General features: G+C 60.5%; 3 protein-coding genes and 5 pseudogenes. 6 read left to right on the forward strand and 2 right to left on the reverse strand.

The window, feature by feature from the left end; genetic code table 11:
* Nucleotides 1-90 precede the first annotated feature (90 nt).
* The 3 pseudogenes from WG908_RS15410 to WG908_RS16580 all read left to right on the forward strand — a co-directional run.
* Nucleotides 91-652, forward strand: a pseudogene (locus tag WG908_RS15410) (LysR family transcriptional regulator); the annotation flags it as partial.
* Nucleotides 652-786: pseudogene (locus WG908_RS15415) on the forward strand (ATP-binding protein); the annotation flags it as partial. The pseudogenes WG908_RS15410 and WG908_RS15415, both read left to right, overlap by 1 nt.
* 113 nt (nucleotides 787-899) lie before the next feature.
* Nucleotides 900-1,004: pseudogene (locus tag WG908_RS16580) on the forward strand (transposase); the annotation flags it as partial.
* Between the two features lie 312 nt (nucleotides 1,005-1,316).
* On the opposite strand, the gene WG908_RS15425 reads toward WG908_RS16580, so the two are convergent.
* Nucleotides 1,317-2,657 carry an MFS transporter gene (locus tag WG908_RS15425; protein WP_340187396.1) on the reverse strand — a complete coding sequence of 447 codons (1,341 nt, stop codon included), beginning with the start codon at nucleotides 2,655-2,657 and terminating at the stop codon, nucleotides 1,317-1,319.
* A gap of 567 nt (nucleotides 2,658-3,224) precedes the next feature.
* Between WG908_RS15425 and WG908_RS15430 the strand changes: the two genes are divergently transcribed.
* Nucleotides 3,225-4,106 carry an LLM class F420-dependent oxidoreductase gene (locus WG908_RS15430; protein WP_340187397.1) on the forward strand — a complete coding sequence of 294 codons (882 nt, stop codon included), beginning with the start codon at nucleotides 3,225-3,227 and terminating at the stop codon, nucleotides 4,104-4,106.
* Between the two features lie 315 nt (nucleotides 4,107-4,421).
* On the forward strand, nucleotides 4,422-5,057 hold the full coding sequence (locus WG908_RS15435; RefSeq protein ID WP_340187398.1) for a TetR/AcrR family transcriptional regulator: 636 nt from the start codon (nucleotides 4,422-4,424) through the stop codon (nucleotides 5,055-5,057).
* A gap of 122 nt (nucleotides 5,058-5,179) precedes the next feature.
* Here the strand turns inward: WG908_RS15435 and WG908_RS15440 are convergent.
* Nucleotides 5,180-6,144, reverse strand: a pseudogene (locus WG908_RS15440) (IS5 family transposase); the annotation flags it as partial.
* Between the two features lie 288 nt (nucleotides 6,145-6,432).
* Between WG908_RS15440 and WG908_RS16585 the strand changes: the two are divergent.
* Nucleotides 6,433-6,700 (forward strand): annotated as a pseudogene (locus WG908_RS16585) (hypothetical protein); the annotation flags it as partial.

The raw sequence follows: 6,700 nt of genomic DNA on the forward strand, positions 1-6,700 counted from the left end.
GTCTTGCCGCCCTAGTGATATATTGTGATTGCGCAGGCAATCGGACAAATATGCAGACCAATGCTGCATTTTTGCAGACCGGGTACGGCCATGTTCGACTGGGACGACTTTCGCACCTTTCTGGCCGTGGCGCGAGCGGGCAGGATCGCCCCCGCCGCGCGCGCTCGGGATCCACGCGACCACGATCGGGCGGCGACTGGCGCGCCTCAGCCAGTCACTGGATGCGACCCTGTTCGAAATTGCGCGCGGCGAGCGCAGGCTGACCGAGCGTGGGCAAAGCCTGCTCCAGCATGCCGAGGCCACCGAAAGCGCGGCGCTCGCGGCGATGGACAATGGCGGCGGCAGCCCCGGCGGTCCCACCGGGCAGGTGAGGCTGTCGGTCGCGGAGGGCTTTGGCACCTGGGTGCTGGCCCCGGCGGTTGCGGACTTCAACATGCAATATCCCGGCATCCAGCTCGATCTGGTCACCGCCTCGGGCTTTCTCAACCCCTCGAAGCGGGAGGCAGACATGGCGGTCATGCTGGCCCGGCCCCAGCGCGGGCGGCTGGTCGTCAAGCGGCTCGGCAATTATCGGTTGCGCCTGTATGCGGCCAAGACCTATCTGGACCGGGCGGGCCATCCGCACGATCCCGGTGCTTTGCGTGACCATGTGTGGTGACACGCCTCAAAGAGGAGACCCGGATCGGCAAGGGCGGGGCCCTGGCGGGACAGCTCTCGCGGCTCGACCTGGTAGTGCACGATGAGCTTGGATATCTGCCGTTCGCGCGCTCAGGCGGGCAGCTGCTGTTAGGCTCGATGCTCTAAGCCATGTTTTCCGCACGGGACCACCAAAACCCGCATGACGGTACTTTTTGGAGGTGGCGCGGGAATGCTGACGGATGCTGCGATCAAGGCCCTGAAGCCACAGAGCAAGATGTACAAGGCCCGCGAAACAGCGTTGGGTTGTTGAACGCACATTCGCATGGCTAGGTGATTACCGTCGCCTCGATAAAGATCACGAGCGTTGATCCCGAACAGCGTTGCCATGATCCGGTGGGCTATGCTCAAGCTGATGTTCAATAGCCTGGATGATGGCGTAGCTCTGCCATAGGCCCGTGAAATGGGCTGTTTATGCGCCCATTCGGCGTTGCTGCGCAGATTTTTACCAGCACATGCACTTCAATGGCCTATGTCCTGCGTTATCACTGGACTTTTGAAACCGTCACTAAGCGTCGCCGTAGTGCGGGATAACGTCGCCATCAAAGTTGCTGCGCCGGCCGGCGTGTACATCATAACGCCGGCCGGCGAGCGGTATCAAAATGATTGCAACGGAAGTGCTAGATACGGGCGCCAACGACAGGGAAGCCGGCAATAGCTTCCCGTTCGAAAGCGTCGCGTATCCACCAGAGCAGTAACAGGCCAATGCCGCTGAGCGAGGCGCAAACGATCGCTAGTCCCCGGCTCAAGCCGATCGACTGGCTGATTTCACCAATCATCGGGACCAGGACCGGAACCGCGCCTGCGCCCAGCAGCGTAATTCCCAGGAACAATAGCGCAACGAATGTCGCTCGCATGCGGGCGGGAGCGACTTCCTGCATGGAAACCACGATGTTGGTGGTCCCACCCAGCGCTGCGGCCGTCCCCAGTCCAATCAGCGCCAGCCGTAGCGTGGCCGACGGCAGGATCGGGCCGACGGCCAAGGACAAAAATGCGGTGGCCATGCAACCCATGCAGACCAGAACGACGGCATCCCTGCGTCCCCGGGCCTTCAATCGAGCGGTCATCCAAGGCGCGCCCATGACGCCGACCACGCTCGCCACCAGGTTGATCGGCCCAAGAGTCGATCCGGCCTTTACCGCGGTCCAGCCAAAATCCCGCATAAGTGTCTCGACGACCCAGTAATTGAGCGCGTAGGAGCATCCTCCCGCAAAGGTGCAGGCAAGAAAAAGACCAGAATACAGCCTCTTGCGGGATATGATCTGGCGTATGACCTCACCTTTGACGAGCGACTTCGGTGTGCCAGGTTCAACAGTCCGCTGCGGTTCGCGCGTCGTCAGCAGGAAAAGGACGGCCACGGCCAGCGACGGCACGCCGACCGCAAAAAGCGCCAGCTGCCAGGTTTGCATATCGGTTTGAAAGCCCCCGACCTTTGCGGCTTCTATGCTTGAAATGACAAGTGCGCCGCCGGAAAACGCCAAGGGCGGGCCGATCAGACCAGCTGACATGTACAGGCTGGCAGCCAGACTGCGCTTTTCGGGTGGGAAGAGATCTCCAATCATCGAATGTGCGGCTGGCGTCAGTACAGCCTCACCTGCGGCAAGCCCCAAGCGTAACAGGACCAATATGGCATAGCTGCCGGCGAAGCCCGACGCGATCGTGCAAAGGCACCAGATGATTGCACCCGCAGCGATCAGCAGCTTGCGGTTGCCCCGATCGGCAAGGCGGCCCGCCGGCAGGCCAAGAAAGGCGTAGACAACAGCAAAAGCGGTGCCAACCAGAAGTCCGATCTGAACGTCGTTGATCTGAAATTGTGCTTTTATCGGTCCGATCAGGAGAACCAGAATATTTCTATCGATCAGAGAGAATGTATAAAGCGCCGATAGCATCGCGAGTACCAGCCAGGGCCGGATGCCGACACCCAAAGACTTGGGCTTATCAGCGCTTATTAACGCGTGCATTATCTCTCTCCCTTGCGATATTCGCAGTCTTGTTATGGCCATGGACGGCAACGCGAATATGGTTGCCCGAGAGGCATCTTGGAGAATGTCGCGGCGAACGAGGAATCGGATAAGATCTTATGTCAGTTTGCGGAGCGAGCAGAGCGACGCCAGTCGCCAAGATTTTGCGCCTGGCATGATCCATCGCCGCCTCATCCTCTCAACTTTTCCGGTCATTCCGCCCGATGGCTTTCTGCAACAACCATGTGGCCCTGCGCTCATACGGTCCACCAGAATAATTGAACGGCCGTTTTAACCGGACATGTCCCTCCCCCCACATGGACGATCGGTCAGATGGCCGTGTGATCCGGGGCCTTTGCCGCTGCGCTGCTGCTCCACCCCCTTCATCAGCCCGAAGGCCGACCCGAAACGGAGAAGGCCCCGTCTTGACTCATCCACGACAGCCGAAACATAACCACCGGCCGGTGTTGATGGGGCCTGATATAATAGGGGATCGGCGAAACTGCATTTCGCGCGTGACTTCTTGTGCCGCCATTCCCCGCGCATCGTTTGCAAGGAGGTTCCATCATGGACGTTGATTTTCATGTTCCGCGCTTCGATTGGGCAGGCGGGCCACAGGCCATGGGCGCGGCAATAGTCGATCTCGCGACGCGAGCAGAGGCGGTGGGCATTCGCGCCCTGTCGTTCATGGATCATTATTTCCAGATGGACGATATGGCGCCCGCCGAAGATCCGATGCTGGAGGGGTATACGACCCTTGGGTTCGTCGCCGGCGTAACCGACCGCCTGCGCCTGCGCCTGCTGGTCACTGGCGTGACCTACCGCCATCCCGGCCTGTTGGCGAAGATCGTGACGACGCTCGACGTGCTGTCGCGTGGCCGTGCGGAACTGGGCATGGGCGCTGCATGGTATGAGCGCGAGCATAGCGGCTTGGGTGTCCCGTTTCCGCCGGTCGCCGAACGCTTCGAGCGGCTTGAAGAGACGCTGCAAATCTGCCTTCAGATGTGGAGCGACATTGATAGCCCGTTTGCGGGCAAGTATTACCAGCTGGCCGAAACGCTATGCTACCCCGTGCCTGTTTCCCGGCCGCGCCCCCGGATCATGATCGGCGGCGTTGGTGAGCGCAAGACCCTGCGCCTGGTCGCGCAATATGCCGACGCCTGCAACTTTTTCGGCAGCCCGGCGGACGTGGCGCACAAGCTTGGCGTGTTGCGGCGGCATTGCGACGCGCTGGGACGCGACATGGGCACCATCGACGTGACCACGCTGGTCAAGGCCGAGGATGACTGGACGGCGTCCGACATGCTGCGCGCGGCAGAAGATTATGGCGCTGTCGGCGTCAATGCGATCACGGTGATGCCGATAGGCGACGATCCGGCCGCCAATCTCGAAGCGATGTTCGGTCCGATAATGGATGCCATTCGCGCGATCGAGCCTGGTTCGGCGTGAGTGTGCAAGGCATTTGCCGCCGGGCAGCACCGGACCGCGGGTGACGCCCTGGCCAGGAAATTCCAGTTCCCGAGAGCGGCTGCTGGAGCGCATCTGATGACATGCTTGCTAACGCTCCAGATCAAATGCGCGCGATGGGCGGACGTCTCCCCATGGACAATATGGGTGTGGCCGCGCTATGATGGTTTGGCATAAAGAAGCTGGATGATTGTCGGCATATGGCGGTGGGACTTCGCGATGGATTTGCTGCGAAGGTAGCCAAGAAGAGCGCGTCAGCCCCCAAGTTATAATGCCTCGGCTAGCAGAGGAATGGAGATGAGAGGACGCCCGCATGGTTGCCCCGATCGGAATTTATCCGATTCGCTGCTGATGGCGGCCGAAAGCCAATTGCGCGATAAAAGTCATCTCGATCTGACGTCTCGCGAGATCGCCGAAGCGGCGGGAACGCATGCGGGAATGGTGAACTATTATTTCCAGGGGAAGGACGGATTGCTGCTGGCGCTGCTTAAGAAGTCAGCGAAAGACCTGGATCAGCACCTGGCCGCGATGGAAGCCGACATAGACACCAACGATGATGATCCGACCGAGCGCATAGTGCGCGGGCTCATCGACGCTTATTATCAAAATTCGGCGGTTATCCCATTCTTCTACATTGAAATGTTCCGTACCGGCACGCCCGTCAGCAACTTCTATTCCCAGCAGCGCGCATTCAATTCCGTTCGGCTCGAAGGTATGATCCGCAAGCTCATGGCAAAGGGCATCTATCGATCGGACATCGATGCCGTGGCGGCAACCTGGATGCTGTTGGTTCTGGTGATCGGTCCGTCGATGCCGATCTGCCCGATGCACCAACAGGGCGATACGATCGGATCCCTTCGAACCGAAGTGTGGATCGAGAATGTCGTGCGCATGTTGCGCAAGGATCTCCTCGCGAATGTTGCGGACGACTAGATCTCTGGTTGGCGACTGCGGATCGGTACTGGCCGTTTTCTGGCTATAAATCTAACTCGTCGACCGTGAAGAATACTGATCAGGCGGAGGCGAGATAGTTTCCCGGCGTACGAGGTTCGAAGATAGGGATTGCCGGGCAGCGCGGCGATGTGGGCGACGAACTGACCTCCCTTGCAGCGATGAACCGGGGTGGCGACGCTGACCTTGGCCCCGAACTCATAGGGCTTGTGTGCCTTGCCCTTGCCGATGCATTCGACCTCGGGGGCGCGCAGGCTGTAGACCTTGGGACCGCGCTGGCGGCGATCCTGCCTGTGGACGCGGCCAGCCAGATGCAACGGCCTGGCAAACCGCGCCGCCAGATCTTCCTTGCCTTTGATCTTACGCTCGATGTCTCGGATCACGCGGTCGAGCTAGGTTTTGAGCGTCCTGAGCGCCTTGCCGGTGCGCTTGAACTGACGGGCATGGGCGTAACGCTGGTGCTTGATCAGCGCATATTTGCCGACGCGGACATAGGGCTGGCGCAGCGCCACGCCTTCGGCCTTGGCGAGGCGCACCAGCCGCTCGCGCGCCCGGTGCAGCAGCCGGGCGTCGGTCGGGAACATCACATTCTTGGGCTGCACCGTCGTATCGACGGTGAGTTTGGAAAAATCGCTCGGCTTGGCCGCGCCCGTCCGGGTGGCGACGGCCAGGCTCTCCTGGACGAGCGCGATCAGCCGCTCCTCGCCCATGCGTTGGCGCCAGCGGGTGAGCGACGAGCGGTCGAACGGCGGCTTGTGCTGGAAGAACGGAAGAACTCCTCGCCGCAGAAATGTTGGAAACAGGGGTTCTCGACCCAGCGGTCGCACAGCCCCTCGTCCGAGAGGTCGTGCATGTGCTTGAGTATCACCAGCCCCGCCATCAGCCGCGTCGCAAGCGGCGGTCGGCCCGGCTTGTCCTCATAGACCTCGCCGAAGCGGCTCTCGAGGAACGTCCAGTCGATCTTCCCCGCCAGCCCCACCAGCGGGTGCCCCGTGTCGATGATCTGATCGAGCCGCGAACGGAACATGTCCCGCTGGCCCGTCTCGCGTCGTTCGGTCGGCTTCATCACAGCCCTCCCAACCCTCGGTCAGGACCACTGAATCACGCCTCAACGACAAAATCAATTTGCAAGAAAACTGGCCGTTCCACCGCCAAATCTGGCAAAATCGATTACCGCGAGCAGACCATTAGCTCATTCCTATCAAAGGCTTAAGATTTCTTCACGGTCGACGAATTCAACTTCTCGCCGGAGCTGGACTATCTTGACGAGGTGGAAGCCGGGCTCAAGGCTCAGCTCCCAAGCACCAGCATCAATGTTCAGCATCGAATGCTGGCGGAGGGCGCGGGGATAGGCGTGTTGCCCGACTTCATCGGTGCGAACGATTCACGGCTGGTGCCGCTGATGCCCGATACGGTGGAGATCACGCGCAGCTTTTGGCTTGTGACGCACGCGGACCTGCGGGCACTCGCCCGGATCAAGGCGTGGCGGGCTGGCTCGCGACGAAGGTTTCCGCGCTGGGGTACGCTAACGGGCGCTAGCTGTTGGCACCGCGGGCGTATGATGCCCGGAGGTCATGGCTATCGGGTTTGGTATGTTGAAGATTTATTGTGTGATATTTTGTGTA

The sequence above is a fragment of the Sphingobium anseongense genome (genome assembly GCF_037725245.1).
Classification (GTDB): domain Bacteria; phylum Pseudomonadota; class Alphaproteobacteria; order Sphingomonadales; family Sphingomonadaceae; genus Sphingobium.

What these genes read in the sequence shown, in the direction of transcription:
- WG908_RS15425 (WP_340187396.1), bottom strand. Translation starts at nt 2,657, where the DNA reads ATGCACGCGTTAATAAGCGCTGATAAGCCCAAGTCTTTGGGTGTCGGC.
- WG908_RS15430 (WP_340187397.1), top strand. Translation starts at nt 3,225, where the DNA reads ATGGACGTTGATTTTCATGTTCCGCGCTTCGATTGGGCAGGCGGGCCA.
- WG908_RS15435 (WP_340187398.1), top strand. Translation starts at nt 4,422, where the DNA reads ATGAGAGGACGCCCGCATGGTTGCCCCGATCGGAATTTATCCGATTCG.